The organism is Streptomyces sp. CC224B (assembly GCF_030010595.1).
GTDB lineage: Bacteria > Actinomycetota > Actinomycetes > Streptomycetales > Streptomycetaceae > Streptomyces > Streptomyces longispororuber.
This window is the reverse complement of record NZ_JASCXL010000028.1, coordinates 60,924-84,146: the sequence shown is the minus strand read 5'-3', so window position 1 is coordinate 84,146 and position 23,223 is coordinate 60,924. Positions and strand designations below refer to the sequence as shown.

Below are 23,223 nucleotides of genomic sequence, written 5' to 3'. Positions count from 1 at the left end.
TTGGTCACTTCAGGACGAGCGAGGTCCACGACTTGACCCACGGCTCACGGTTCTCGGCGATCTTCTTCGGCGCCATGGTCTCCGGCTTGTCGATCTCGACGCCGTACTCCCGGAACAGCGCGGGCACCTGCGCGGCCTTCCGCACGGGGTTCACGAACATCTGCAGCGGCATGTCGTCCTGGAACCGCTTGCCGGACAGGAAGTCGAGGAGCGCCTTGCCGCCCTTGGGGTTCTTGGCGTTGCTGAGGAGGCCCGCGTACTCGATCTGCCGGAAGCAGGTGCCGGTGGCGACGCCGGTCGGCGCCTCCTTGGGCCGCGGCTCGGCGTACAGCACCTCCACGGGCGGCGAGGAGGCGTAGGACACGACGAGCGGGCGGTCGCCCTTGGCCTTCCTGCCGCCGGCCGAGCCGGAGAACTCCTGGTTGTAGGCCTGGTCCCAGCCGTCGACGACCTTGACGCCGTTGGCCTTGAGCTTCTTCCAGTAGCCCGGCCAGTTGTCGTCGCCGTACTTCGCGGCGGTGCCGAGCAGGAAGCCGAGGCCGGGCGAGGACGTGGAGGCGTTCTCGGTGACCAGCAGGTTCTTGTACGCGGGCTTGACCAGGTCGTCGAAGGTCTTCGGCGGGGCGAGCTTCTTGTCGGCGAAGTACTTCTTGTCGTAGTTCACGCAGATGTCGCCGCTGTCGACGGGCGTCACCCGGTGCTCGCCCTCGGGCAGCCGGTACTCCGGCAGGACGAGGTCCGCGTCCTTCGCCCGGTGCGGCTGGAAGAGGCCGTTGTCGAGGGCGCGCGAGAGCAGCGTGTTGTCGACGCCGAAGAAGACGTCGCCCTGCGGGTTGCCCTTGGTCAGGAGGGCCTTGTTGACGGCCTGCCCGGCGTCGCCGTCCTTGAGGACGCGGACCTTGTAGCCGGACCGCTTCTCGAAGTCCTTCAGGACGTCCTTGGAGACGTTGAAGGAGCTGTGGCTGACCAGCGTGACGCTCATGGAGCCGGTGCCGGAGCCGCTGTCGGAGCCGGAGCCGCACGCGGAGACGGCGACGAGCCCGAGGCCCACCGCGAGCGCGGCGACCGTGGCCTTCTTGGTGGTGCTCACGTGAGTTCGATCCTCCTGGAGGGGACCAGGAAGAGACGCGGCCCCGCCCGGGGCCACCCGGCCGGGGGCCGGCCGGGCCCGGGCAGGGCGCAACAGCTTGAGTGGTGACCGAACTTCCTACCCAGAATGACCTGGGCGAGGTTCAGAGGGTCTGCGGCCGGTGCCGCACTCTCAGCGCTGTGGCGCTCCCCTGTCGGAATATGCAGATGTCAGTACGCCGCCAAGACTACCTCTCGGCCGCGGCGAGCTGCCCGCACGCCCCGTCGATCTCCTGCCCGCGGGTGTCACGGATCGTGACCGGCACGCCGTGGGCGGCGATGGCCTCCACGAAGGCCTTCTCGTCCTCGGGGCGCGAGGCCGTCCACTTCGAGCCGGGGGTCGGGTTCAGCGGGATCAGGTTGACGTGCACCGGCTTGCCCTTGAGCAGCCGGCCCAGGCGGTCACCGCGCCACGCGTGGTCGTTGATGTCGCGGATCAGGGCGTACTCGATGGACAGGCGCCGCCCGGACTTGTCCGCGTACTCCCAACCGGCGTCGAGGACCTCGCGGACCTTCCAGCGGGTGTTCACCGGGACGAGCGTGTCGCGCAGCTCGTCGTCGGGCGCATGCAGCGAGATCGCCAGGCGGCACTTGAAGCCCTCGTCGGCGAAGCGGTGGATGGCGGGCACCAGGCCGACCGTGGAGACGGTGATGCCGCGCTGCGACAGGCCGAGGCCGTCGGGCTCGGGGTCGGTGAGGCGGCGGATGGCGCCCACGACCCTGTTGTAGTTGGCGAGCGGCTCGCCCATGCCCATGAAGACGATGTTGCTGAGCCGGGCCGGGCCGCCGGGGATCTCCCCGTCCCTGAGGGCCCGCATGCCGTCGACGATCTGGTGCACGATCTCGGCCGTCGACAGGTTCCGGTCCAGGCCCGCCTGGCCCGTGGCGCAGAACGGGCAGTTCATGCCGCAGCCCGCCTGCGAGCTGATGCACATGGTCACCCGGTCCGGGTAGCGCATGAGCACGGACTCCACGAGCGTGCCGTCGAACAGCCGCCACAGCGTCTTGCGGGTGGTGTCGTCGTCACAGCTGATGTGCCGCACGACACTCATCAGCTCCGGAAGCAGCTCATCCCGCAGCCTGCCCCGCGCACCGGCCGGAATGTCCGTCCACTGCTCGGGGTCGTGCGCGTACCGCGCGAAGTAGTGCTGCGAGAGCTGCTTGGCGCGGAACGGCTTCTCCCCGATGGCGGCGACAGCCTCCTTCCGCTCCGCGGGCGAGAGGTCGGCGAGATGCCGCGGCGGCTTCTTGGCTCCGCGGGGGGCGACGAAAGTGAGTTCTCCGGGCTTGGGCATGATGCTTCCATTGTCCCAGAGATACGGCGAGGGGCCCGCCGCCTGTGGACAACGAGCCCCTCTCTCATGAAACCGCAGGTCACACGAGTGCGATCTCCGTACGAGGCCCCGGCGCCGACGCGCGGCGCCGGGGCCCGGGGGTCACCCGGATCCGACGAACGTCACCAGCAGCAGCCACACCACCGGGGCCGTGGGCAGCAGGGAGTCCAGGCGGTCCATGATGCCGCCGTGGCCCGGCAGGAGGGTGCCCATGTCCTTGATGCCGAGGTCGCGTTTGATCATGGATTCGCCGAGGTCGCCCAGGGTCGCGGAGGCCGCGACCGCGAGGCCGAGCAGGACGCCCTGCCACCAGGTGCCGTCGTCGATCAGGAAGTGCATGCACAGCGCGCCCGCCGCCATCGCGAACGCCGCCGCCCCGAGCAGGCCCTCGCGGGTCTTGCCGGGGCTGATCCGCGGTGCCAGCTTGTGCTTGCCGAACCGCCACCCGACCGCGTACGCGCCGGTGTCGCTGACCACGGTCAGCAGCAGGAAGACGAAGACGCGCCAGGGCCCGTCGTCCGCGGTGAGCATCAGGGCCACGAAGGTGGCGAGGAACGGCACGTAGAAGGCCGCGAAGACGCCCGCCGTGACGTCCTTGAGGTAGCCCTCGGGCGGCTCGGTCATACGCCAGACGAGGACCGCGAGCGCGGTGAGGGCCATGGCCACCCAGGCCCCCTCGGGGCCGCGCACGTACCCGGCGACGACCATCGCCGCGCCGCCGACCGCGAGCGGCACGAGCGGCGCCTTGATGGCCTTGCGCTCCTGGAGGCGGGAGGTGAGCTCCCACAGGCCGACCACGACGGCGACCGCTATGACGCCGACGAAGGCCGCCTTCTTGATGAACAGCGACGCGACGATGACCGCGCCGAGTCCCACCCCGACCCCTATGGCCGCCCCGAGGTCGCGGCCCGCGCTCTTCTTCTGCGGGGCGGCGGGGGCGGGCTGTGGTGCGCCGGTCATGGGCTCCTGCGGCTTCTGCGCGGGGTTCGGAGAGTGCGCCGCGTGCGCTGCGTGCGACGGCTGCGCGGCGGGCGCGGTCTCGTCACGGAACAGGGGGCCGCTCGACTGAGCAGCCCCCCGGTCGTCGTCCTGGTGTCCGCCGCTCGCGGCTACGTCGGGAACGATGGGCATGGGCTGAGTCTCTGACGGATTCAGCGCGTGCGCATCGTGTGCGGGACCCACCGGGGCAGCACCCTGGACCGGCCCCTGGTCGGGCGCCCCCCAGTACCCGGCTCTGGACGGCGCCCCCCAGGAAGTGTCGTTCACGGAATCGGATTCCTCAGACCTAGATCAGACGTCGCTCGACTCGGTCGGACCCCACGGGTCAGACCTCGAGCAGCTCGGCTTCCTTGTGCTTGAGCAGCTCGTCGACCTGGGCGACGTACTTGGAGGTGAGGTCGTCGAGGTCCTTCTCGGCGCGGCGGCCCTCGTCCTCGCCGATGTCGCCGTCCTTGATGGCCTTGTCGAGGAGGTCCTTGGCCTTGCGGCGCACCGAGCGGATCGACACCTTCGAGTCCTCGGCCTTGCCCTTGGCGACCTTGATGTACTCGCGGCGGCGCTCCTCGGTGAGCTCGGGGAACGTCACCCGGATGATGTTGCCGTCGTTGCTCGGGTTGACGCCGAGGTCGGAGTCCCGGATCGCCTGCTCGATGTTGCGCAGCGCGCTCTTGTCGAACGGCGTCACGACCGCCATGCGCGGCTCGGGCACCGAGAACGAGGCGAGCTGGTTGATCGGCGTCAGCGCGCCGTAGTAGTCGGCCACGATCTTGTTGAACATCGCCGGGTGCGCACGGCCCGTGCGGATCGCGGCGAAGTCCTCCTTGGCGACCACGACGGCCTTCTCCATCTTCTCCTCGGCCTCGAGGAGGGTCTCTTCGATCACCACTTGCTCCTGCGTGTCTGTGAGTGGGCCCGGCTTCCATGGATCGGCCGGCTGCGTCGCGTCTCTTTCCTGCACGGTGTCCGACCGGCAGGGCTTTGTCCATCCCCTCGAAGGCCCCCCGAAGGACCCTCGAAGGCCTCCCCGAGGCCCGTGGAGGCTCCTCGGCGCCCCGTGGGGCCCGGCGGAGCCCCGTACGGGGAAGGACGTCGTCGGCTCAGGCCCGGGTGTGCTGCTCGCCGACGAGCGTGCCGATCTTCTCACCCTTGACCGCCCGCGCGATATTGCCCTCGGCGAGCAGCTCGAAGACCAGGATGGGCAGCTTGTTGTCCCGGCACAGCGTGATGGCGGTGGCGTCGGCGACCTTGAGGTCGCGGGTGATGACCTCGCCGTAGCCGAGGGAGTCGAACTTCACCGCGTCCGGGTTCTTCTTCGGGTCGGAGTCGTAGACCCCGTCGACGCCGTTCTTGCCCATGAGCAGGGCCTCGGCGTCGATCTCCAGGGCGCGCTGGGCGGCGGTGGTGTCGGTGGAGAAGTACGGCATGCCCATGCCGGCGCCGAAGATGACGACGCGGCCCTTCTCCAGGTGGCGCACGGCGCGCAGCGGGATGTACGGCTCCGCGACCTGGCCCATGGTGATGGCGGTCTGCACGCGGCAGTCGATGCCTTCCTTCTCCAGGAAGTCCTGCAGGGCGAGGCAGTTCATGACCGTGCCGAGCATGCCCATGTAGTCGGAGCGGGCCCGGTCCATGCCGCGCTGCTGGAGCTCGGCGCCGCGGAAGAAGTTGCCGCCGCCGATGACGACGGCGATCTGCGCGCCGTCCCGCACGACGGCCGCGATCTCGCGGGCGATCTTGTGCACCACGTCGGGGTCGACGCCGAGGCCGCCGCCTCCGGCGAACGCCTCGCCGGAGAGCTTCAGCAGGAAGCGCCCGGCCACTTTGCCGTCGTCAGTCTTGGTGTCGGCCTTGGTCATGGAGTTCTCCTTGTGGTGCACATACGAAGAGGCCATTGCCGGTGGGGTGGTGTTTCATCCCATGCTCGGCAATGGCCTCCTCGTCAGTTCTTGCGGTCGTCCGCCACCCGCGGGGGCACCCGTCGCTCTCGGGGCCCTCAGGGACGGCGTCACGGCCGACGCACGCGCCGCTGCGCGCGCGGGCGACCGCGGTAGACCCTAGCGGGGTCCACCGCGGATCGTGGTGAGGACTCAGATGCCGACCTTGATGCGCGCGAAGCGCTTCAGGGTGACACCGGCCTCCTGCAGGACCTTCTCGACCGACTTCTTGTTGTCGAGGGCGTACGGCTGGCCCAGGAGGGTGGCGTCCTTGAAGAAGCCGTTGAGGCGACCCTCGACGATCTTCGGCAGGGCGGCCTCGGGCTTGCCCTCGGCGCGGGTGGTCTCCTCGGCGACGCGGCGCTCGGCCTCGACGACCTCGGCCGGGACGTCCTCCTTGGAGAGGTACTTCGGCGCGAAGGCGGCGATGTGCTGGGCGACGCCCTTGGCGACCTCGGCGTTCGGCTTGTCGAGCTCGACGAGGACACCGATCTGCGGGGGCAGGTCGGGCATCGTGCGGTGCATGTACGCGGAGACGTAGCCGTCGGCGAACTGCGCGAAGCGGTCCAGGACGATCTTCTCGCCGAGGTTGGCGTTGGCCTCGTCGACGAAGGCCTGGACGGTCTTGCCGGCCTCGATCTCGGAGGCGAGCAGCGCCTCGATGTCGGCCGGGTTCGTCTTGGCGACGTGCGCGGCGATGGCGTTGGCCACGGACTGGAACTTCTCGCCCTTGGCGACGAAGTCCGTCTCGCACTTCAGCTCGACGACGACACCGGAGCTGTTGTCGTCGGCGATGAGGGAGACGATCGCGCCGTTCTCGGCGGAGCGGCCCTCGCGCTTGGCGACGCCCTTCTGGCCCTTGATGCGCAGCGCCTCTACGGCCTTCTCGACGTCGCCCTCGGCCTCGTCGAGCGCCTTCTTGCAGTCCATCATGCCGGCGCCCGTGAGCTCGCGGAGCTTCTTGACGTCGGCGGCGGTGTAGTTCGCCATGATTCTCGGAAGTCTTTCCTGGAGTCGAAGATCTACGGGTGAACGGCGGGGGCCGCGCTCGTGGCGCGGGCCCCCGCCGTCAGCGTCCGATGCTGAGGTCAGGCCTGCTCAGCGGCGTCCGCGGCCGGGGCCTCGGCGGGCTTGTCCTCGGCCTTGGCCTCGTCGGCGGGCTTCTCGTCGGCCGGCTTGTCGTCGGCCTTCTCCTCGGCCGGCTTCTCGTCGGCCTTCTTCTCGCCCTCGAGCAGGTCGCGCTCCCACTCGGCGAGCGGCTCGCCCGCGGCCTTCTCGCCCGGCTTGGAGTCACCGGTGGCGACGCCGGAACGGGCGATGAGGCCCTCGGCGACGGCGTCGGCGATCACGCGGGTGAGCAGGGTGACGGAGCGGATCGCGTCGTCGTTGCCCGGGATCTTGTAGTCGACCTCGTCGGGGTCGCAGTTGGTGTCGAGGATCGCGACGACCGGGATGTTCAGCTTGCGCGCCTCGCCGACGGCGATGTGCTCCTTCTTGGTGTCCACGATCCAGACGGCGCTGGGCACCTTCTGCATCTCGCGGATACCGCCGAGGGTCTTCTCCAGCTTGGCCTTCTCGCGGGAGAGGACCAGCAGCTCCTTCTTGGTGAGGCCGGAGGCGGCCACGTCCTCGAAGTCGATGGCCTCAAGCTCCTTGAGGCGCTGCAGGCGCTTGTAGACGGTCGAGAAGTTGGTGAGCATGCCGCCCAGCCAGCGCTGGTTCACGTAGGGCATGCCGACGCGGGTGGCCTGCTCGGCGATGGCCTCCTGCGCCTGCTTCTTCGTACCGACGAACATGACCGTGCCGCCGTGGGCGACGGTCTCCTTGACGAACTCGTAGGCGCGGTCGATGTACGACAGCGACTGGAGCAGGTCGATGATGTAGATGCCGTTGCGCTCCGTGAAGATGAAGCGCTTCATCTTCGGGTTCCAACGACGGGTCTGGTGACCGAAGTGGACGCCGCTCTCCAGCAGCTCCCGCATCGTGACGACGGCCATGGCCGTACTCCTTGGTGTTTTCTCGGTTGTTTCCTGACGCCCTGCCGCGCGCCGTGCCACGCACTCGCGTGCGGGACCGAAAGGCGCTGACACCGGCGGCTGCGAAAGCCCGGTGCCGGGGCGTGCGAAGTCGACCCGGTGGCCCGGATCGCCACATGAAGTGTACGGGACCCGCGAGGCGCCGGGTGACGCCGCTGTCCACAACCGACCGGTAGTCCACCGTTCCCGGCCATGATCCCCGCGCACCGGCCCGGTCGCGGGACCGTTCTCGCATGTCACACGGACGACGACCCCTGACACCAGCACTGGCCCTGGCCGCGCTCACACTCCTCGCGACCCTCCCACCCCCGACCGCCTGCGCGGTCCCCGGTCCGCCGCCCTTCGCCACCGACGCGACCCCGGGCCCGCCGCCCTTCGCCACCGACTCGGCCCTGGGCCCGCCGCCCTCCACTGTCCGCGCGGGCCCGGGTCCGGGTCCGCCGCCCTTCACCGCCCTTGCGGTCCCGGGCCCGCCGCCCTTCGCCGACGGGTCCGTCGCGGCGCCGCCCGGTGGGGGCGGCGCCTGGCCGGTGGGCCCGCGGCCCCTGGTCGTGCGGGGCTGGGAACCCCCGGCGACGGCCTACGGCCCCGGCCACCGGGGCGTGGACCTGGCCGCACCCCCGGGCTCCGCCGTACGCGCGGTGGCACCGGGCCGCGTCTCCTTCGCGGGCCGGGTGGCGGGCCGAGGCGTGATCGCGGTGGAACTGAAGGCCACGGGCGACCCGCCCCTGCGCACGACCTACGAGCCGGTACGCCCGTCGGTCCGCAAGGGCGCCGAGGTCACCACGGGCGACGTCCTCGGCACCGTGGAACCCACCGCCCGCTACCACTGCCCCACCGCCTGCCTCCACTGGGGCCTCCGCCGCGCGGACACGTACCTGAACCCGCTGGGCCTGCTGCCGCCCTGGCTGCTGGGAGGGGGGCCGTCACGGTTGTTGCCGGTGGGTGGGGGGTTGCCGGGGGCTCTGAAGGTGCTTTGAGCGGGGGGTGCGTAGGTGGTGTGGGTGGGGGGGTTCGCTGGGCTGGCCTGTGTAGGTGGTACGTGCGGGCCTGGGGGCGCCGGGCGTAGGGGGCCGCCGTGAGTGGGCGCTCCGCCGCGGCGTGCGGGGCTGCCTCTAGCGAGAGGGCTGCCCCGGCAGACGGAGCCGTCCCGGGCGGAAGGTCCGCCGCTCTCCCGCGTGGGGGCGGCCGGGCCCGGCTGATGCAGCGGCAGGGCGGACGGGCGGCCTTGGTTCATGGCGGCCGGGGGTGGCTTGGGACATAGGGGGCGGGTGGGTGAGGGGGGAGGGGAGGGCGGGGGGGGAGGGGAGGGAGGGCCCCCGGGAGGTGGGGGTCAGCCCTGGACGCCGCGTAGCGCCATACCCACAGCCGCCTCCGTGATGGCCTCGGGTTCCTCGGCCACGCCCAGCTCGATCCGCCGTACCGCGGCGTCCACGATGCCCTGGAGCAGCATGGCCGCGAGCCGGGGCTCCTGGTGACCGAGGGCGCCGAGCGCCTCCACGATCATGGCCACCAGGCCTCCGTGCGCGGCCCGGATCTTCTCCCGCGCGCCGGCGTCCAGCTCGCTCGCGGAGATGGCGACGACGGCCCGGTGCCGCCGGTCCCCGACCAGTGCGAGCTGCTGGCGCACATAGGCCTCGACCTGGCCCTCGGGCGTCTCCGCCCGCTCCATCGCGGCCTCGACCTCCGCCGCCCAGACGGGGAAGTCCACCTCGCACAGCTCTTCGACGACGGCCGCGCGGGAACGGAAGTACTCGTAGACGGACGATCGCGCGAGGCCCGTGCGCTCGGCGAGCGCGGGGAACGTCAGCGCCTCCGTACCGCCCTCGGACAGCAGGGTGCGCGCGGCGTCCAGCAGGGCGCCGCGCTGCATCGACCGGTGCTCGGCCACAGAGGCCGCTCGAATCCTTGGCACGCCTCCACTCTACGGACGCCCCTCGCGCCAGGGGAGCCCGCCAAGCAGGCTCTCTGCCCGGCGGCGAGGGCGCGTCGAGGCGGGGCGGCGGCCGAGGGAGGGGGCTGGGGAGGGACGATTCAGCGTGCTCAGCGGCCGAAACTGGCCAGCTTCGCCCGGAGCTGGAGCACCGACTTGGTGTGGATCTGGCTGACCCGGCTCTCGGTCACGCCGAGCACGTTCCCGATCTCGGCGAGGGTGAGGCCCTCGTAGTAGTAGAGCGTGACGACGGTCTTCTCCCGCTCCGGCAGCGTGTTGATGGCGCGGGCGAGCAGCCGCCGCAGCTCACGGTCCTCGGCGACCTCGACCGGGTTGTCGGCGGCGGTGTCCTCCAGCGTGTCCATCAGGCTCAGCCGGTCGCCGCCCTCGCCGCCGACGTGCAGCAGCTCCTCCAGGGCGACGACGTTGGCCAGGGACAACTGGCTGAAGACCGCGTGCAGTTCCTCGATCGGGATGCCCATCTCGGCGGCGACCTCGCTCTCCGAGGGGGTGCGCCTGAGCCGCGCCTCCAGGGTGGTGTAGGCCCGCTCCACGTTGCGCGCCTTCTGCCGTACCGACCGAGGGATCCAGTCCAGCGCCCGCAGCTCGTCGATCATCGCCCCGCGGATGCGGGTGATCGCGTACGTCTCGAACTTGATGGACCGCTCGATGTCGAACTTCTCGATCGCGTCGATGAGCCCGAAGACCCCGGACGACACGAAGTCCGCCTGTTCGACGTTGGGCGGCAGACCCACGCTCACCCGGCCCGCGACGTACTTGACCAGGGGCGAGTAGTGCAGGATGAGCTGCTCGCGCAGCCGCCCGTCACCCGTCGCCTTGTACGACCGCCACAGCTCGTCCAGCGACGAGGGCGCGGGGGGCCGCCGCTCCTGCTCGCCGCTTCGGGCGGCGGGGGGAACTGCCGCCCGGTCGGACCCGGAGGTGTGCTGGGGCATACGTCGCCTTGAGCCGTTCTGCCGTGAACCTGGGAGGTTGCCGGAACTGGTGCGGTGGTGGTTTGCGTGGAGTGGGTGGGGTTGTCCGTCTGATTGCCTGTCTGCACCGGATTCGTTGTGAGCGTAGCGTGACTGAAGTGTCGCGGTGAGCGAAGAGTATGGGATCGGGCGTACGCAGATACGTTCCGCTTCACGTCCCGGCGGTCCGGAGCGGTCGCTCTGCGTAATGGATCTAAGGCGCCAACTGCGCCGATTCACGCGGCCGTCAGGCGGGCGCCACGCCGTCATCCATCCGGCGGAACACGCACCGTCACGCATCACCCTCCTCCGGAATGGCGGACAGAAACGCCTGGCGTGTCAACTGCCAGCCGTCGCCCAGCCGTTCGACAAACCCCAGGGAGCGAAGCTCGTACAGCCTGGCGACCGCGTCGTCCGCGCTGGTGCCGGCCTCCCGCGCGATGTCGGGCACGGCCGCGCCACCCCGGGCCGGCAGCGCCGCGAGGACCCGGGCGGCGCCGGGGCCGAGCAGGTCGCGCGGCACGACGGGGCCGCGCCGCCGCGGGGCCAGCTCACCCATGTCCCCAACCAGCTCCACCACTTCCGCGGCGTCCGTGACGAGCACCGCGTCCCCGCGCAGCAGTTCGTGCACCCCCGCCGAGAGGCCGCTGGTGGCGGGCCCGGGCACCCCCATCGTGAACCGCCCGAGGTCCCGCGCGGCTCGCGCCGTGACCAGGGCCCCGCTGCGGTAGGCCGCCTCCACCACGACCGTGCCCCGGGTGAGGGCGGCGATGACCCTGTTCCGCAGGATGAACCGGCTCGGCGTCGGGTGGTCGCCGGGCGGCAACTCCCCCACTACGAGCCCCTGTTCCGCGATTCTGTCGAGCAACTGGGCGTGTCCGCGGGGGTAGGGCCGGTCGACCCCGCACGCCACCACTGCCACGGTGGCGCCGCCCGCGCCCAGTGCGCCCCGGTGCGCGGCGCCGTCCACGCCGTACGCGCCGCCGGACACCACCACCCAACCGCGCTCGGCGAGGCCCGCGCCGAGGCTTGCCGCCATGTGCGCCCCGTACTCCGTGCACGCCCGCGCGCCCACGACGGCGACCGAGCGCAGCGCCCAGATGCGCAGCGACGGCCGGCCCCGCACCCAGAGCCCCACGGGCCGCGCGTCCCCCAGGTCGTCGAGTTGCGCGGGCCACTCCGTGTCCTGGGGCGTCACGAAGCGCGCCCCCGCCGCCGCGGCCACCTCCAGGTCCTGTCCGGCCCGCGTCCGGGCGGCCCGTGCCCGCAGGCCCTCCCAGCGCCGGGTGCTCACCCCGGGCAGCATCGCCGCCCCGTCCTGGAGCCGCCGCAGCACGGCGGCGGCTCCCCACTCCCGCAGCCACCAGCCGCCCACGGCGTCCCCCGGTTCGAGCACCCGGGTCAGGGCGATTCGTGCGAGCCGTTCCTCGTCGGGGGCTGGCACGGCGAGCGGCTCGCACTGCGGGCGCGGTGGTGGCTCCGGGGGCGCAGCCGGTTCCGGGCTCCGAGCGGGATCCGGGCGCCGCGCCGTTTCCGGGCTCCGAGCCGTTTCCGGGCTCCGAGCCGGATCCGGCGGGCCTTCCGGGGTGCCTGCCGTCGCGCGGGGCGGAGCCGGGGGTGCCGGAGCCGAGGCCGGGCCCGGTGCCGGGGCAGGCAGCCCCTCCCGTTCGGGCTCCGCGCTCACGGCCGGGCCCCGAGCACCATGGGCACCCCGCGGGGCACCCCCGTGCGCAGTTGCAGGGCGAGGGCCACGTCCGTCTCGTCGGGGCGGTCGTGGCCCGCGAGGTCCGCGACGGTCCAGGCGACCCGCAGCACCCGGTCCAAGCCTCGGGCGGTCAGGGTGCCGCGCTCCAGGCTGCTCTCGGCCTCCGTCATCGCGCCGGGCACGGCGTGCCAGCGGGTGCGCAGCTCATGGCCGGGGACGTCGCTGTTCGTCCGCCACGGCGTGTCCCGGTAGCGGGCGGCCGCTCGGTCGCGGGCCTCCCGCACCCGCTCGGCCACGACGCGGGTGGTCTCGCCCCGCGTGCCCGCCGCCGTCAGCTCGGACCGCGTGACGGGCTCCACCTCGACCCGCAGGTCGACCCGGTCGAGGAGCGGGCCGGACAGCCGGGACTGGTAGCGGCGGATGCTGGGGGGTGAGCACTCGCAGGCGTTGCCGGTGAAGCTGAAGCGTCCGCACGGGCAGGGGTTGGCCGCCAGGAGCATCTGAAACCGGGACGGCAGCCGTACGACCCCGGCGCTGCGGGCGATGACGACGTACCCGGACTCCAGCGGCTGCCGCAGCGCGTCGAGCGCGTGGCTGCTGAATTCCGGGGCCTCGTCCAAAAACAGCACTCCTCGGTGAGCCAGGGAGACCGCTCCTGGGCGGGCGATGCCTTTGCCGCCGCCGACGAGCGACTGCATGGTCGAGGAGTGGTGGGGCGCGCAGAACGGTGGGATGTCCACGAGGGGCTTGCCCGGCGGCAGCATGCCCGCGACCGAGTGGACCGCCGTCACTTCCAGGGACTCCTCCCTGGTCAGCCTGGGCATGATCGTTGGCAGTCGTTCGGCGAGCATCGTCTTGCCCGCGCCCGGCGGCCCCTGCAGGAAGACGTGGTGTCCCCCGGCGGCCGCCACCTCGATCGCCGTCCGCGCGGAGATCTGGCCCACCACGTCGGCCAGGTCGTGGCGGTGGTCGTCGTCCGCCGCCCGGCCGCCGCTCACGTCCACGCCGAGCCCGGCTCCAGGCAGGCTGAGGCCTGCCATGAGGGGGTCGGGGCGCCCGGTGTCGTCCGGTGCCTCGTCCGGCACGGGCTCGTCGGTGAGGACGGCGATGAGCTGGCGCAGGCTGCGGACGCCGAGGACGGAGACGCCGGGCACCAGGGTGGCCTCGGCCGCCGTGCACTCGGGCACGACGACCTGTTCGTACCCGGCGTCGGCTGCCGCGAGGACGGCGGGCAGGACACCGCGCACCGGCCGCACCCGGCCGTCGAGGCCCAGTTCGCCGATCATGACGATGTCGGCAAGGACCCGGGGGTCGATCCGCTCGGAGGCGCCGAGGACGGCGCACGCCACCGCGAGGTCGAAGCCGCTGCCGCCCTTGGGGACGGACGCGGGGCTCAGGCCGACCGTGAGCTTCTTCTGCGGCCATTCGCCACCCGAGTTGACGACAGCCGCCCGGACCCGGTCGCGGCTCTCCGTGAGGCTCTTGTCCGGCAGTCCGACGAGCGTGAACGCCGCGACGCCCGGCTCCAGGTCGGCCTGCACCTCGACGACGACGCCCTCGACCCCGACGAGGGCCACCGAGCACGTACGCGCGAATCCCATCAGGCCGCCCCCCGTACGTGCTCCACCACGGGTGCGCCGCGCTCGGGCAGCAGGACGCCGACCAGGTCGATCCGCACGCCGCCCGGTGGCGCTCCGCCGTGCTCCTGGACCCAGCGCTCGGCCAGACCGCGCAGCCGTTCGGCCTTGGCGGGTGTCATCGCGGCCATCGGATGCTGGAAGGACGCCGCCGTGCGGGTCTTCACCTCGCAGACGACCAGCGCGTCGCCGTCCCGGGCCACGATATCGATCTCTCCTGTCCTGCCACCGCGCCAGTTGCGGTCCAGGACCGTCATACCGGCGTCGGCGAGTCGCCGGGCGGCCAGGTCTTCCCCGTATTTGCCGAGTGCGCTCCGTGCGTTCATGTCGGCACCACCTCCGACATCAACGCTCGCGAGGCCGGCCGCATCGTGTGGATCTTGGTGCGCTACCGGAGAGTTGTGGACAACTCCGTCACCCACACGGGATCACACACGCCACACAGGCGAGTCGCTCGCGGGTCACACACGAGCCGCCCGCGACTCACGCACGAGCCGCCCGCGACTCACACGGAGCCCCTGAGACGCAGCAGCCCCCGCGAGCCCTCAAGCCCCGCACACCCATAGGGCCGTCAACCCGGACCCCGCAGACCCCTCAAGCCCCGCAGCTCGCGGTCAGCGGCCAGCCAATAGCCGTAACCAGCGGCCGCCAGGCCCCTCAGCCCCTCAGCCCCCTCAACCCCCCGGCAGTTCCAGATCGCTCTTGTTCAGCTCCTCGATGTTCACGTCCTTGAACGTGAGCACCCGGACCTGCTTGACGAACCGGGCCGGCCGGTACATGTCCCATACCCAGGCGTCCGCCATGGAGACCTCAAAGAACACCTCGCCCTGGACCGAGTGCACCTGCATCTCGTAGTCGTTCGTGAGGTAGAAACGCCGCTCGGTCTCGATCACGTATTTGAACAGCCCGACGACATCTCGGTACTCCCGGTAGAGCTTCAGCTCCATCTCGGTCTCGTACTTCTCGAGGTCCTCGGCGCTCATGGCATGTTCCCCTTCAGCCGTGCGTCCCCCTATTGTGCGCCAGCCCCGAAGGCCTCTACACGATTTCCGTGTCCAGGGTCTCGGGCCGGTGCGGGGGACCCTCGTCGAGCAGCCTGCGCAGCAGCTCGGCGAGCCTGGTCGGATACACCGTCTCATGTGCCCGGGCGAGTTCCCGGCACGTCCACCAGCGCGCTCCGGCGACGCTGCGCCGCTCCAGCTCGGTCAGGCCCGCCGCACGCGTCACCGTCTGGGACGTACGCGCCAGGTAGTACCACTCGTCCTGGTCCCAGCGCCGGCCGGCGAACGGGAAGGAGCACACCCGCCGCCACAGCACCGGTCCGAGCTCGACATCCGTGATGCCGGTCTCCTCGGCGAGCTCCCGCAGCGCGGCCTGCTCGCGCGTCTCGTCGCCCTCCAGGCCGCCGCCCGGCGTGAACCACCAGTCGTCCGCCGGGTCGCCCGGCTCGTGGCCGTGCAGCAGCAGGATGCGGTCGCGCTCGTCGAGCAGCACCACCCGCGCGACCTTCCGCAGCGGCCGCCCGCCGATCCCGTACGCGTCCCCAGTCGCTCCGGCCCCATGGGCCTCCCCCGCCCCGGCCTCGCGCCCGACCGCCGCGCCGGTCCCACGGGCCTCCGCCCCGGCACCCCTCACCTCACCCCTCACCTCACCCGACACCGGCAGCCGCCTCCCCGGCCCCGCTCCGGCCGCGCCCGTCCCGGCCCCTCCGTACCCACCTGGCGACGGGCCCGTACGCGGCTCCGCCGAGCACCAGTACCGCCCCTGCGACGACCGCCGTGACGAGGAGCCGCAGCGGGCCGGGCTCGGACGTGCCGCCCGGCAGGGCGTCGAAGCCGGTGGGGCGGGCGAGCATGCCGTCCAGCGGCCAGGCGACGGCGTCGACGCGGCCCTTGACCGCGCTGCGGGGCACCGAGCCGTTGCCCGCCTCCTCCAGGTGCGCGGTGGAGTCCAGGGAGCCGTTGCGCTCGTCGCCGAGGACGAAGAGACGGCCCTCCGGGACGGTGGTGGCCGGTATGCCGGTGGTCGCAGGGCGGGTGCCCCGGGAGAGATACGGTTCTGCGATCTCCTTGCCGTTCACGGTCAGCTTGCCGTGGGTGCAGCAGGCGACCTTGTCGCCGCCGACAGCGACGACGCGCTTGACCATCGGCAGGTCGCCCCAGGTCTTCTGCCGGAAGACGACGACGTCCCCGCGGCGCACGTCGTCGCCGTCGATGCGCTGGGCGAGCACGCGGTCGCCGGCGGCGATGGTGGGGGCCATGGACGTGGTGGGGACGGTGTACGGCTGGTAGAGGACGGCGCCCCAGACGAAGCCGCCGAGGAAGAGGACGCAGCCGAGGGCCACGGCGACTCCCGACAGCACGCTGCCGAGCCGTCCATGGCCCTCGTCCGTACGACCCGTCCTGCTGCTCATCCCAGTGCTCCCCCGGCTCGGAGACGGCCTCGCGGCCTCGCGGCCCTGCCGCCCGGCGGCCGACCGCCGTCCGCGACCGGCGGACGTACGGGGACCGACGGACGCGCTACGGGACCGGACCGCGGAAGATCGGCGATCTGGGATCGCACCCTACCCGGCGGTACCTCCGCCAGAAACCCTGGTGCCGGCCGGGGACGCGGCCGTCACGGCCGCCCGGCGGCGGCGCCACAGGACGATCGGGACGGCTCCCGCGAGCCCGAGGGCGGCCGGTGCCGCGCTCATCGCCTGGCTGATGCCGGGCTGGTCGAAGGTGTCGGGGACCGGCAGCGTGCCCCAGCGGGTGGGGGGCCAGGCGATGACGAAGGCGCGGCCCACGACGTTGTCGACGGGGACGGCGCCGCCGCCCGGCTGGTTCTGGTGGTAGCGGGAGTCCAGGGAGTTCTGCCGGTGGTCGCCCATGACCCAGATCTTGCCCTCGGGGACCTTGATCTTGAACTGGCCGCCCTGGTCGTCGTCGGTGCACGGGGTGTTGCCCGCGTACACGTACGGCTCGTTGAGCGCCTTGCCGTTGACCTTCACGGGGCCGGTGCCCTTGCACTCCACGGTGTCGCCGCCGACGCCGATGACGCGCTTGATGAGGTCCTTCTCGTCGGCGGACGGCATCAGGCCGATCCAGCCGAGGACCCGCTGCACGGCGTTGGGATCCGGTGTGGGCTCGCCGTCCAGCCAGTGGCCGGGGTCCTTGAAGACCACGACTTCGCCGCGCTCGGGCTCGGAGCCGAACCACGGCGTCAGCTTGTCGACCAGGACCCGGTCGCCCTGCTGGAGCGTGTTCTGCATCGAGTCCGAGGGGATCGAGAAGGCCTGCACCAGGAAGGTCTTGATGACCAGGGCCAGGACCAGCGCGATGCCGATGAGGAGCGGCAGTTCCTTCCAGAAGGACTTCTGCTTCTTGCCCTTCGCCGGCTTCGGGGGCTGGGTGCCGTCCTCACCGGGCGCCGGGGCCGGCGCCGTGGTGTTCTCACCGGCGGGCTGGGGGGTCGCACCGGGGACCTGCGGGCTCACACCAGGGGTCTGCGGGTGCGCACCGGGGGCCTGCGGGTTCGCGCCGGGGACCTGGGAGTTGACACCGGGGGCCTGACCCGGCGCGCCCTGTTCGCCGGGCGTCCCGGCGTCTTTGGGGGCCGCGGAGTCAGGAGCGGCGTTCACGCCGCCCGCCGAGGGCGCGGGCGCGGGCTCCCCGGAGTGCCGCGGCCGCTCCTCGGGCCCATCGTGTCCGGATCGTGCGCCGACCGCCACATCCCCCACATCCACTCCTCAGTCCGTGCCGCTGCCTGCCCCGTAGGCGACGCAGGCCCACCACTCCCATAACGAGCGGGAGTTCCGCAGGGGTCGGGAGCCCGGTCATTCCGTCGCGATCGCCGGGGGCCACCCTATGCGACGGACCTGTGGCCGTGTCCGACCCGTCGGGCGCGTCGGGCACGGACGCATACGTATCGGGTTCTTCCAGTTTGCGCCAGTGGCCGAACGGCCAGGCGATGACGAGGGCACGGCCGACGACCTCGTCCTCCGAGACGGTGCCGCTGTACTTCTCGTTGCGGTGGAAGCGGGAGTCCGCGGAGTTCGCGCGGTGGTCCCCCATGACGAACAGGCGCCCCTCGGGGACCTTCACCTCGAACTCGAAGTCGGAGGGCTTGTTGCCGGGGTGCAGGTACGGCTCGTCCAGCGGTACGCCGTTGACGGTCACCTTGTCGTTCTTGTCACAGCACTTCACGGTGTCGCCGCCGACGCCGACCACACGCTTGATGAGGTCGCGTTCGTCGTCGGACGGCAGGAGGCCGATGAAGGTCAGGCCCTGTTTGATCTGTTTGACCACGACCGGGTCGTCCTTCTTCTTGCCGCGCTCCTCCTCCAGCCAGTTGCCGGGATCCTTGAAGACGACGACGTCGCCGCGCTCGGGCTTGTTGCCGAACCAGGGGGTGAGCTTGTCCACCAGGACGCGGTCCCCGATGCGGATCGTCTGCTCCATGGAGCCCGTCGGGATCACGAAGGCCTGCACCAGGAAGGTCTTCAGGACCAGTGCTATCAGCAGGGCGACGCCTATGAGGAGAGGTATCTCCTTGATCGCGGAGCGGCGTCTGCGGCGCTTGACCTTCCTGGCGAGCTTGCGCCGCTCGGCCCGGCCGGGCAGCGGGGGGCCGGTGGTCGGCCGGGTGCCGGTGGGCAGCGGGGCGTCGGTGCCGGGGGCGGCCTTGGCGCGGCCGCGGCTACCCATGCGCGCCGCCGGGGGCCGGCACGCGCGCGTACGCGTCGGGGCGCTCCAGGGAGGTCCAGCGGTCGAGCGGCCAGACGAGCCAGTCGGCTCTGCCGATGACGTCGTCCACGGGGATCATGCCGCCGCCCGGGGAGCCCAGGTGGTCGCGGGAGTCGCTGGAGTCGCTGCGGTGGTCGCCGAGGACGAAGAGCGTCCCGTCGGGTACGACGACGTCGAACGGCACCGTGGAGGGCTTGTCCCCGGGGTAGAGGTAGGGCTCGTCGACGGCCTGGCCGTTCACCGTGATCCTCCCCCGTCTGTCGCAGCACACCACGCGGTCGCCACCGACGCCGGCGACGCGCTTCACGTAGTCGGCGTCCCCGAAGTATCCGCTGCCGTCGAAGACGACCGCGTCACCGCGCTGCGGCTCCGCTCCGAAACGGTACGCCAACTTGTTGACGAGTATCCGGTCGCCGTTCCGCAGCGTGGGCTCCATGGAGCCGCTGGGGATCTCGAAGGGCTGCACCACGAAGGTGGTGAGGAGGAGCAGCACGCCCGCGGTCAGCAGGGCGCCCAGGGTGAGGCGGCCGCCGGGCAGCCAGGCCACGAAGGACGCGAAAACGGAGCGCGACCGCTCCTGGCTGCCCTCGGTGTCCGGCTCCCCCGCGTGCGCGGGGGTGGCCGGGGAGGGAGAGGAGGAGCGGTCGCGCTCCGTGTGCTGTGCTTCGGTGTCCATCGGGGCCAGATGCTATCCGGCTCCGCTGTGGACCCGCGCGGGAGCTCAGCTCTCGCGCTTCTCCTTGATCTTCGCGGCCTTGCCGCGCAGCTCGCGCAGGTAGTACAGCTTGGCGCGGCGGACGTCACCCTTGGTGACGAGCTCGATCTTCTCGACGATCGGGGTGTGCACCGGGAAGGTGCGCTCGACGCCGACGGAGAACGAGACCTTGCGGACCGTGAAGGTCTCGCGGACACCGGCGCCCTGGCGGCGGATGACGACGCCCTTGAACTGCTGCACACGGGAGCGGTTGCCCTCGATGACGCGGACGTGGACGTTGACGGTGTCACCCGGGCGGAAGGCCGGGATGTCGCTGCGCAGCGACGCGGAGTCGACGGAGTCGAGCAGGTGAGACATGATCGTCTGCTTCCTCGCTGATGCCACAGGTCATCAGCGGTAAGTCGTGATGAGAGTCGGATGGTTCCGGGCGCGTGCCCCACAGGGGCGCTCGTACCGCGGAGACCGCTGACGCGTCGGGCGGGCGTCGTGTCCCCCTGTGGCAGGGGCGCACGCTGGACGCACAGCAGCGGCCTATTCTTCCACGTCCTGCACCCTGCGCCAAAATCGGCCGCCGGGCTCGGGCGCCCAGCCCAGGATGGAGAGCGTTTCGCGGTCCTTCTTGTCGAAGGCCGCGGGGTCGCAGCGTTCGATCAGGTCGGGCCGGTGGGTGGTGGTGCGGCGCAGCGCCTCGTCCCGCCGCCAGCGGGCGATCTTGCCGTGGTGGCCGCTGAGCAGGACGTCCGGGATGCCGCGGCCGCGCCACCGGGGCGGCTTGGTGTAGACGGGGCCCTCCAGGAGGTTGGCCATGGCGCCGGGCGCGAAGGAGTCGTCGCGGTGGGACTCGGCGTTGCCGAGTACGCCGGGCAGGAGCCGGGCCACGGCCTCGGTGACGACGAGGACGGCGGCCTCGCCGCCCGCGAGCACGTAGTCGCCGATGGAGACCTCGTAGACGGGCATGCGGGTCGCGTACTCGTCGACGACGCGGCGGTCGATGCCCTCGTAGCGCGCCGGCGTGAAGACCAGCCAGGGGCGCTCGGACAGCTCGACGGCGAGTTCCTGGGTGAAGGGGCGGCCGCTGGGCGTCGGGACGACCAGGGCGGGGGCGCCGCGGCCCGCCTCGTAGCCGTCGGCGAGGACCTGGTCGAGGGCCTCGCCCCAGGGCTCGGTCTTCATGACCATGCCGGGGCCGCCGCCGTAGGGGGTGTCGTCGACCGTGTTGTGGCGGTCGTACGTCCAGTCCCTGAGGTCGTGCACGTGGACGTCGAGGCTGCCGCGCGCGCGGGCCTTGCCGACGAGGGAGACGTTCAGGGGTTCCAGGTACTCGGGGAAGATCGTGACGACGTCGAGCCGCATCAGGCGTCGTCCTCGCTCCGGGCGTCCGCAGCGGCGTCCTGCGGGCCGGCGTCCGACGCGGTGCCGTTCGACGGGGCGGCGGCGTCCTGCGGGGCCTCCTCGGTGTCCCTGCTGGAGGCGATCACCGCCCGGTCGTCGATGAGGCCGGGGGGCGGGTCGATGACGGCCCGCTGCTCCTCCAGGTCGATCTCGGTGACGATGTCCTCGACGAACGGGATCAGCACCTCGCTGCCGTCGGGCCGCTCGACGATGAACAGGTCCTGCGTGGGCAGGTGCGAGATCTCCGTGATCCGGCCGACCTCGGTGCCGTCCGTGGTGACGACGTCGAGGTCCATGAGCTGGTGGTCGTAGTACTCGTCCTCGTCCTCGGGCAGCTCGTCCGGGTCGACCTCGGCGATCAGCAGCGTGTTGCGCAGCTCCTCGGCGCCGCTGCGGTCCCGGACGCCGGCGAAGCGCAGCAGCAGGCGGCCGCTGTGCACGCGGCCGGTCTCGATGGTCAGCGGTCCCCGCGCGGCGGGGTCGGTGGCGAGCACGGCGCCGGGGGCGAGCCGCAGCTCCGGCTCGTCGGTGCGCACCTCGACGGTGACCTCGCCCTTGATGCCGTGGGCGCGGCCGATCCGCGCGACTACGAGCTGCACTGGTGTCTCTCCTGTCCCTGCTGACGAGTGGGGCGCCCCTGCTTGCGGGGCTCCCGGAGCTTGAGCGGGGCACGGCCCCGGGGCCTGACTGGGGTGTCGCCCCCGGGCCTGAGCGGGGCGCGGCCCCAGAGCGTGGGCGGGGCGCGGCCCCGGTCGGCCCCCGCCCCACACGACTGCGGGCCGGGGACGGCTCTGAAGCCCTCCCCGGCCCGAGCCGGTGCTACGTGCGGTTCAGCGAACCTGGTCCACGTCGACGAGGTCGACGCGGACACCGCGGCCGCCGATGGCACCCACGACGGTACGCAGAGCGCGTGCGGTGCGGCCGTTGCGGCCGATCACCTTGCCCAGGTCGTCCGGGTGGACCCGGACTTCCAGGACGCGTCCACGACGCAGGTTGCGCGAGGCGACCTGCACGTCGTCGGGGTTGTCGACGATGCCCTTCACGAGGTGCTCGAGAGCCTCCTCGAGCATGCTCAGGCCTCGGTCGACTCGGCCGCGGACTCGGCCGGGGCCTCGTCCTTCTTCTCGGCCTTCTTCTTCTGCGTGATGGCCTCGCCCTTGGGCTCGCCGTCGACGTCCTTGGCCACGGCCTCGAAGAGGGCGCGGTGGTCGGCCTTCGGCTCCGGCTGGAGCAGCGGCGCCGGGGCGGGCTCGCCCTTGTACTTCTGCCAGTCGCCGGTCTTCTTCAGGATGGCGAGCACGGGCTCGGTCGGCTGGGCGCCGACGGAGAGCCAGTACGCCACGCGCTCGGCGTTGACCTCGATGCGCGAGGGGTTCTGCACCGGGTGGTACAGACCGATCTCCTCGATGGCCCGGCCGTCACGGCGGGTACGGGAGTCGGCGACGACGATGCGGTAGTGAGGCGAACGGATCTTGCCCAGACGCTTCAGCTTGATCTTGACTGCCACGGGAGTGGGTTCTCCTGGATTGACGTGGTGGGGCACTGCGAGAGCCGCGTGGGGTTGCGGTACCCGAGTGGCCCGATGGACGCGTCAGCCGGAGGAGAGAGGGGTCCTGTGCGGCTGTCGAGTACAGCTAGCCATTGTGCCACACCCTGGCGGGGGCGCCTCCAGCCGGTCGCACCGCCCGGAGCCGCCGCGGGCGGCGGCGGACCAGGGCCGGGACCGCCACCGCCCGCGGCGCACCAGAGGGCATGATCGCCCCCGCCGCGGCCCGGCGTCGGCCGGCCCTACGACACCTGGCCCGGCGAGGACGGCGACGCTCAGCCCGGCAACGCACAGCCCGGCAACGCACAGCCCGGCGGCAGCGCGGGACCCCACGCCTCACGGGACCCCTCCGCCCCGGAGTGCCCGGCGACAGCACCGGCTCGGCAACCGCTACGGCCACTGCCCCCACGGCAGCACCCGGCCCGGCGACCGCTCCGGCACCGCCGCCGACCGCGGCGGTACCCCGGGGTCATGGAGGACCCTGGGGACGGAGACCACCCCCTGCGCAGGGGGTCACCCCGCGCCGACGCCCACCACTTCCGGGATGCGGAAGGGCTTGCCGCAGCCGCCGCACATGATGGGAGCCTGGGCGAGGACCGACGGCACGACGCGGACGTTGCGCCCGCAGTCGCAGACGGCCTTGACGCGGACGCCGCCCCCCGAGGACCCGTGCCGGGCGGCCGGGCCTCGGAAGGTGCGCGAGGTGTCCGCCGTGGTCGCGGCCGAGTGCGCCTTGAGGGCGCGCTGCAGCCGCTCCATGGTCGGGCGGTAGCGCTTCTTCGCCTCGGGGTTGAGGGTGACGAGGGAGAAGCCGCTGCTCGGATGTGGCTCCTCGGGATGGTCGAGCCCCAACTCCTCGGCGATCGCGAGGAATCTGCGGTTGTGGTAGCGGCCCGCGCGCGATGTGTCGCGTACGCCGCGGGCCGCGGCGAGGCCATGGACTGCTTCATGCAGCAGTCGCTCGAAGGAGAGCTCGGCGCCGCAGGCGGACGACGACTCTCCGATCAGGGATTCGGGCGCGGCTAGGTCCGGCAGGTCGGGGTGGTGCCGCTGAATGTCGGCCCACGCCTGTGCCAGCTCTGCGGCGAGAACAGGTGGTGTCGTGCTCACGTCGTGACAACGAGCCGAGGTGCCTCCGGGTTCCATTCCGGGGCATCTCAAAT

The 23,223-nt window shown here is 72.0% G+C and carries 25 protein-coding genes and 1 riboswitch; of the genes, 1 reads left to right on the top strand and 24 read right to left on the bottom strand.

Annotated features, from left to right (window positions below; translation table 11 throughout):
• Positions 1–4 precede the first annotated feature (4 nt).
• The 7 genes from QK440_RS14070 to rpsB all read right to left on the bottom strand — a co-directional run bounded on the left by QK440_RS14070 (position 5) and on the right by rpsB (position 7,392).
• Positions 5–1,090 carry a thiamine ABC transporter substrate-binding protein gene (locus QK440_RS14070; RefSeq protein WP_282793406.1) on the bottom strand — a complete coding sequence of 362 codons (1,086 nt, stop codon included), beginning with the start codon at positions 1,088–1,090 and terminating at the stop codon, positions 5–7.
• Between the two features lie 96 nt (positions 1,091–1,186).
• A riboswitch (TPP riboswitch) is annotated at positions 1,187–1,292 on the bottom strand.
• 24 nt (positions 1,293–1,316) lie between these two features.
• Positions 1,317–2,423 (bottom strand): 23S rRNA (adenine(2503)-C(2))-methyltransferase RlmN, encoded by a 1,107-nt coding sequence (rlmN, locus tag QK440_RS14065; RefSeq protein WP_282793405.1) that lies wholly within the window; start codon positions 2,421–2,423, stop codon positions 1,317–1,319.
• A gap of 141 nt (positions 2,424–2,564) precedes the next feature.
• The gene (locus QK440_RS14060) at positions 2,565–3,728 is read right to left on the bottom strand and encodes a phosphatidate cytidylyltransferase (protein ID WP_282793404.1); all 1,164 of its coding nucleotides are present in this window, start codon (positions 3,726–3,728) and stop codon (positions 2,565–2,567) included.
• A gap of 58 nt (positions 3,729–3,786) precedes the next feature.
• Positions 3,787–4,344 (bottom strand): ribosome recycling factor, encoded by a 558-nt coding sequence (frr, locus tag QK440_RS14055; RefSeq protein WP_282793403.1) that lies wholly within the window; start codon positions 4,342–4,344, stop codon positions 3,787–3,789.
• Positions 4,345–4,558: 214 nt separating this feature from the next.
• Positions 4,559–5,317 carry a UMP kinase gene (gene pyrH, locus QK440_RS14050; RefSeq protein ID WP_190138193.1) on the bottom strand — a complete coding sequence of 253 codons (759 nt, stop codon included), beginning with the start codon at positions 5,315–5,317 and terminating at the stop codon, positions 4,559–4,561.
• Positions 5,318–5,548: 231 nt separating this feature from the next.
• Positions 5,549–6,385 (bottom strand): translation elongation factor Ts, encoded by an 837-nt coding sequence (gene tsf / locus QK440_RS14045; protein WP_282793402.1) that lies wholly within the window; start codon positions 6,383–6,385, stop codon positions 5,549–5,551.
• Positions 6,386–6,483: 98 nt separating this feature from the next.
• On the bottom strand, positions 6,484–7,392 hold the full coding sequence (rpsB, locus tag QK440_RS14040) for a 30S ribosomal protein S2 (RefSeq protein WP_282793401.1): 909 nt from the start codon (positions 7,390–7,392) through the stop codon (positions 6,484–6,486).
• Between the two features lie 272 nt (positions 7,393–7,664).
• Here rpsB and QK440_RS14035 point away from each other — a divergent pair, with 272 nt between their 5' ends.
• On the top strand, positions 7,665–8,411 hold the full coding sequence (locus QK440_RS14035) for a M23 family metallopeptidase (protein ID WP_349239290.1): 747 nt from the start codon (positions 7,665–7,667) through the stop codon (positions 8,409–8,411).
• 353 nt (positions 8,412–8,764) lie between these two features.
• Here the strand turns inward: QK440_RS14035 and QK440_RS14030 are convergent, their stop codons facing one another.
• The 17 genes from QK440_RS14030 to QK440_RS13950 all read right to left on the bottom strand — a co-directional run bounded on the left by QK440_RS14030 (position 8,765) and on the right by QK440_RS13950 (position 23,206).
• Positions 8,765–9,322 carry a TetR/AcrR family transcriptional regulator gene (locus QK440_RS14030; protein ID WP_282793416.1) on the bottom strand — a complete coding sequence of 186 codons (558 nt, stop codon included), beginning with the start codon at positions 9,320–9,322 and terminating at the stop codon, positions 8,765–8,767.
• Positions 9,323–9,474: 152 nt separating this feature from the next.
• A complete protein-coding gene (whiG, locus tag QK440_RS14025) occupies positions 9,475–10,320 on the bottom strand; it encodes an RNA polymerase sigma factor WhiG (protein WP_282793400.1) in 846 nt (281 codons plus the stop codon).
• Positions 10,321–10,630: 310 nt separating this feature from the next.
• Positions 10,631–11,782 carry a DNA-processing protein DprA gene (gene dprA / locus QK440_RS14020; protein ID WP_282793399.1) on the bottom strand — a complete coding sequence of 384 codons (1,152 nt, stop codon included), beginning with the start codon at positions 11,780–11,782 and terminating at the stop codon, positions 10,631–10,633.
• A gap of 236 nt (positions 11,783–12,018) precedes the next feature.
• A complete protein-coding gene (locus QK440_RS14015) occupies positions 12,019–13,644 on the bottom strand; it encodes a YifB family Mg chelatase-like AAA ATPase (RefSeq protein WP_282793398.1) in 1,626 nt (541 codons plus the stop codon).
• Positions 13,644–14,006 carry a YraN family protein gene (locus QK440_RS14010; RefSeq protein ID WP_282793397.1) on the bottom strand — a complete coding sequence of 121 codons (363 nt, stop codon included), beginning with the start codon at positions 14,004–14,006 and terminating at the stop codon, positions 13,644–13,646. Before QK440_RS14010 ends, QK440_RS14015 begins: the two co-directional genes overlap by 1 nt.
• Positions 14,007–14,354: 348 nt before the next feature.
• Positions 14,355–14,663, bottom strand: coding sequence for a DUF2469 domain-containing protein (locus QK440_RS14005; protein WP_003965949.1), 309 nt, complete (start codon positions 14,661–14,663; stop codon positions 14,355–14,357).
• A 55-nt stretch (positions 14,664–14,718) separates the two neighbouring features.
• Complete coding sequence (locus QK440_RS14000; RefSeq protein WP_282793415.1) at positions 14,719–15,210, bottom strand: NUDIX hydrolase; 492 nt, start codon at positions 15,208–15,210, stop codon at positions 14,719–14,721.
• Between the two features lie 118 nt (positions 15,211–15,328).
• A complete protein-coding gene (gene lepB, locus QK440_RS13995) occupies positions 15,329–16,093 on the bottom strand; it encodes a signal peptidase I (protein WP_282793396.1) in 765 nt (254 codons plus the stop codon).
• A 150-nt stretch (positions 16,094–16,243) separates the two neighbouring features.
• Complete coding sequence (lepB, locus tag QK440_RS13990; RefSeq protein WP_282793395.1) at positions 16,244–17,158, bottom strand: signal peptidase I; 915 nt, start codon at positions 17,156–17,158, stop codon at positions 16,244–16,246.
• 127 nt (positions 17,159–17,285) lie between these two features.
• The gene (gene lepB / locus QK440_RS13985) at positions 17,286–18,368 is read right to left on the bottom strand and encodes a signal peptidase I (RefSeq protein ID WP_282793394.1); all 1,083 of its coding nucleotides are present in this window, start codon (positions 18,366–18,368) and stop codon (positions 17,286–17,288) included.
• Complete coding sequence (lepB, locus tag QK440_RS13980; protein WP_282793393.1) at positions 18,361–19,083, bottom strand: signal peptidase I; 723 nt, start codon at positions 19,081–19,083, stop codon at positions 18,361–18,363. Before lepB (QK440_RS13980) ends, lepB (QK440_RS13985) begins: the two co-directional genes overlap by 8 nt.
• Positions 19,084–19,128: 45 nt before the next feature.
• Positions 19,129–19,479, bottom strand: coding sequence for a 50S ribosomal protein L19 (rplS, locus tag QK440_RS13975; RefSeq protein ID WP_282793392.1), 351 nt, complete (start codon positions 19,477–19,479; stop codon positions 19,129–19,131).
• 174 nt (positions 19,480–19,653) lie between these two features.
• Complete coding sequence (trmD, locus tag QK440_RS13970; protein ID WP_282793391.1) at positions 19,654–20,475, bottom strand: tRNA (guanosine(37)-N1)-methyltransferase TrmD; 822 nt, start codon at positions 20,473–20,475, stop codon at positions 19,654–19,656.
• Positions 20,475–21,113 carry a ribosome maturation factor RimM gene (rimM, locus tag QK440_RS13965; RefSeq protein WP_282793390.1) on the bottom strand — a complete coding sequence of 213 codons (639 nt, stop codon included), beginning with the start codon at positions 21,111–21,113 and terminating at the stop codon, positions 20,475–20,477. The genes trmD and rimM overlap by 1 nt, the downstream gene beginning before the upstream one ends.
• Positions 21,114–21,344: 231 nt before the next feature.
• A complete protein-coding gene (locus tag QK440_RS13960) occupies positions 21,345–21,584 on the bottom strand; it encodes an RNA-binding protein (protein ID WP_014176063.1) in 240 nt (79 codons plus the stop codon).
• A 2-nt stretch (positions 21,585–21,586) separates the two neighbouring features.
• Complete coding sequence (rpsP, locus tag QK440_RS13955; RefSeq protein WP_282793389.1) at positions 21,587–22,021, bottom strand: 30S ribosomal protein S16; 435 nt, start codon at positions 22,019–22,021, stop codon at positions 21,587–21,589.
• A gap of 552 nt (positions 22,022–22,573) precedes the next feature.
• A complete protein-coding gene (locus QK440_RS13950) occupies positions 22,574–23,206 on the bottom strand; it encodes a hypothetical protein (protein WP_190138180.1) in 633 nt (210 codons plus the stop codon).
• Between the last annotated feature and the right edge of the window lie 17 nt (positions 23,207–23,223).

Bases quoted from the DNA above. Each gene is read 5' to 3' on its own strand.
- QK440_RS13960 (WP_014176063.1), bottom strand. From the start codon at position 21,584: ATGCTCGAGGAGGCTCTCGAGCACCTCGTGAAGGGCATCGTCGACAAC.
- QK440_RS14005 (WP_003965949.1), bottom strand. From the start codon at position 14,663: ATGAGCGCCGAGGACCTCGAGAAGTACGAGACCGAGATGGAGCTGAAG.
- rplS (WP_282793392.1), bottom strand. From the start codon at position 19,479: ATGTCTCACCTGCTCGACTCCGTCGACTCCGCGTCGCTGCGCAGCGAC.
- whiG (WP_282793400.1), bottom strand. From the start codon at position 10,320: ATGCCCCAGCACACCTCCGGGTCCGACCGGGCGGCAGTTCCCCCCGCC.
- trmD (WP_282793391.1), bottom strand. From the start codon at position 20,475: ATGCGGCTCGACGTCGTCACGATCTTCCCCGAGTACCTGGAACCCCTG.
- rpsB (WP_282793401.1), bottom strand. From the start codon at position 7,392: ATGGCCGTCGTCACGATGCGGGAGCTGCTGGAGAGCGGCGTCCACTTC.
- QK440_RS13950 (WP_190138180.1), bottom strand. From the start codon at position 23,206: ATGGAACCCGGAGGCACCTCGGCTCGTTGTCACGACGTGAGCACGACA.
- tsf (WP_282793402.1), bottom strand. From the start codon at position 6,385: ATGGCGAACTACACCGCCGCCGACGTCAAGAAGCTCCGCGAGCTCACG.
- lepB (WP_282793394.1), bottom strand. From the start codon at position 18,368: ATGGGTAGCCGCGGCCGCGCCAAGGCCGCCCCCGGCACCGACGCCCCG.
- rlmN (WP_282793405.1), bottom strand. From the start codon at position 2,423: ATGCCCAAGCCCGGAGAACTCACTTTCGTCGCCCCCCGCGGAGCCAAG.
- QK440_RS14010 (WP_282793397.1), bottom strand. From the start codon at position 14,006: ATGAACGCACGGAGCGCACTCGGCAAATACGGGGAAGACCTGGCCGCC.
- lepB (WP_282793393.1), bottom strand. From the start codon at position 19,083: ATGGACACCGAAGCACAGCACACGGAGCGCGACCGCTCCTCCTCTCCC.
- pyrH (WP_190138193.1), bottom strand. From the start codon at position 5,317: ATGACCAAGGCCGACACCAAGACTGACGACGGCAAAGTGGCCGGGCGC.
- QK440_RS14035 (WP_349239290.1), top strand. From the start codon at position 7,665: ATGTCACACGGACGACGACCCCTGACACCAGCACTGGCCCTGGCCGCG.
- lepB (WP_282793396.1), bottom strand. From the start codon at position 16,093: ATGAGCAGCAGGACGGGTCGTACGGACGAGGGCCATGGACGGCTCGGC.
- QK440_RS14015 (WP_282793398.1), bottom strand. From the start codon at position 13,644: ATGGGATTCGCGCGTACGTGCTCGGTGGCCCTCGTCGGGGTCGAGGGC.